At 66.5% G+C, this 1,689-nt stretch carries 1 protein-coding gene and 3 pseudogenes; all 4 read right to left on the minus strand.

Annotated elements, in window-relative coordinates; all coding sequences use genetic code 11:
• Window positions 1-374 precede the first annotated feature (374 nt).
• Window positions 375-541, minus strand: a pseudogene (locus tag VXC91_RS45220) (transposase); the annotation flags it as partial.
• Window positions 542-578: 37 nt separating this feature from the next.
• Window positions 579-1,049 carry a hypothetical protein gene (locus tag VXC91_RS45225; RefSeq protein ID WP_329513150.1) on the minus strand — a complete coding sequence of 157 codons (471 nt, stop codon included), beginning with the start codon at window positions 1,047-1,049 and terminating at the stop codon, window positions 579-581.
• Window positions 1,046-1,405 (minus strand): annotated as a pseudogene (locus VXC91_RS45230) (transposase); the annotation flags it as partial. The pseudogene VXC91_RS45230 and the gene VXC91_RS45225, both read right to left, overlap by 4 nt.
• Window positions 1,406-1,491: 86 nt before the next feature.
• Window positions 1,492-1,599, minus strand: a pseudogene (locus tag VXC91_RS45235) (transcriptional regulator); the annotation flags it as partial.
• Window positions 1,600-1,689: the final 90 nt, after the last annotated feature.

Below are 1,689 nucleotides of genomic sequence, written 5' to 3' on the forward strand. Positions count from 1 at the left end.
GGAGGAACGCACGATGGCCGGTATGGAGAGGCCAGCCACCTCTCCCCTGCCAAGCCGCACGGCTTCGCGGGACCGGCCATCGCTACCCATCCCCCTGCTACTTCCGCCTCATGTGACTTCCCCGCTGCCGTGGCGGAGCCCAACCATCGGACGTCAGCTGTCAGCGTCCTCTCACGCGATTCCCGACTGTATGCGGGCACCGGCATCATTCCGCTGAATGGGTCCAGGAGCTCCCACGAGTAGCGGACCTGTAGGCCGTGGTCCTCGAACCACCCACCCCGCGGCGGCAGTTCGCGAGGTTCTTCACAGTCGCGGGAGATCCCGGGTGGGCCCGTCGGGCGTCGGTACCAGCCCCGTGGTCAGCCCATTAGCGGCGAGATCACCATCTCGTCGACGCCAGTTAGGCACTTCTGCTGTTTCTTGACGATCTTCGGCTCGAAGGAGCCGTCCAGTCACTGGGCACGGCTATCCCCAACGGTCCCACGTCGGTCACGACAGTCTTGGACCGCTTGCCGTTGCGGAAGTTGCCGCCATCCTTGGAGTAATCGTCAAGACTTGTGGATGAGTTGACGTGCGGTTCAGCGCGATCGCTGGTGCTTGAGGCTGGTCCTGGCGGTGTTGCGAATCCTCTTGGTGCGACCGCGCTCGGCGAGGATCTCGATGGCGTCAGCGTTCGACGCGGCGGCCGCTTTGCGCTGGAGCCAGTCGGACGACGCGAGCAGGACGTCGGGACGCCAAGACTGCCTCAGCGTGATGGCGCGGAAGAGGGTCCATTCCTGCAGGCGGCGGACCAGGAGCGGATGGCGGGTGGTGGCCTGGGTCATCGACTCCGCCCATCGTTCGTAGGCTGGGCCGAGGTGAAGGTCGGTGGCCCGGCGATCCAGGTGCCGGAGGACGGCGGACTGCGCCATCGCCTGGTCCGGATCGGTGAGGACTGCGCCGACCAGATCGGCCTCGTCGGCGTCAGCGACCTGCTCCAGCTCGCTCAGACAGGCCGCGAAACGGAGGTGCTCGGCCGGCTCGTCCCGCATGGCATTGTGGCGGTTCATGCGGCGTGATCCCCTCGCTCGACCAGGACGCCGTTCTCGAACCTGGCGCCCGTCCGGACCAGCGACACCAGATGGGCACCGGTGATCGCCCGCCAGCGGGCCTGGGCGGACTCGACGAGCTTGAACACCATCGCGAGCGCAGCGGCCGGGCTGCCAGCGCCGCGCGTGACCTTGGTCCTGAGCTTGACCGTGGAGAACGTCGACTCAATCGGGTTTGTGGTCCGTAGGTGAATCCAGTGCTCGGCCGGGAAGTCGTAGAACGCCAGCAGTTCCTCGGCGTCCTCGGTGATCTTCGCGACGGCCTTGGGCCACTTCGCGCCGTAGGTGCGCGCGAAGGCCTCGATCGCCTTCTCGGCGTGCGCGCGGTCCTCGGTGTCGGATCGTCGGCCGTCAGGCGTAAGCCCTGCGCGATGGCCGAAAGGATCTGTTCGGACGGGCTGGGCCCGCGCAATTGCTCGATTCGGGTGTAATAGTCGCTGGAGAGGCCGCTGATGGCAGCAACCTCCTCTCTGCGAAGTCCGCTGGTTCGCCTCCGCGGGCCGCGAGGCAGCCCGAAGTCCTCTGGTTGTAGAGCGTCTCGTCTTGCGCGAAGGAAGCGTGCTAGTCCTTCTCAGTCCACTATTGCCCCCTGGCTCTTGCC

The sequence above is a fragment of the Streptomyces chiangmaiensis genome (assembly GCF_036281785.1).
In the GTDB taxonomy this organism is placed as follows: Bacteria; Actinomycetota; Actinomycetes; order Streptomycetales; family Streptomycetaceae; genus Streptomyces; species Streptomyces chiangmaiensis.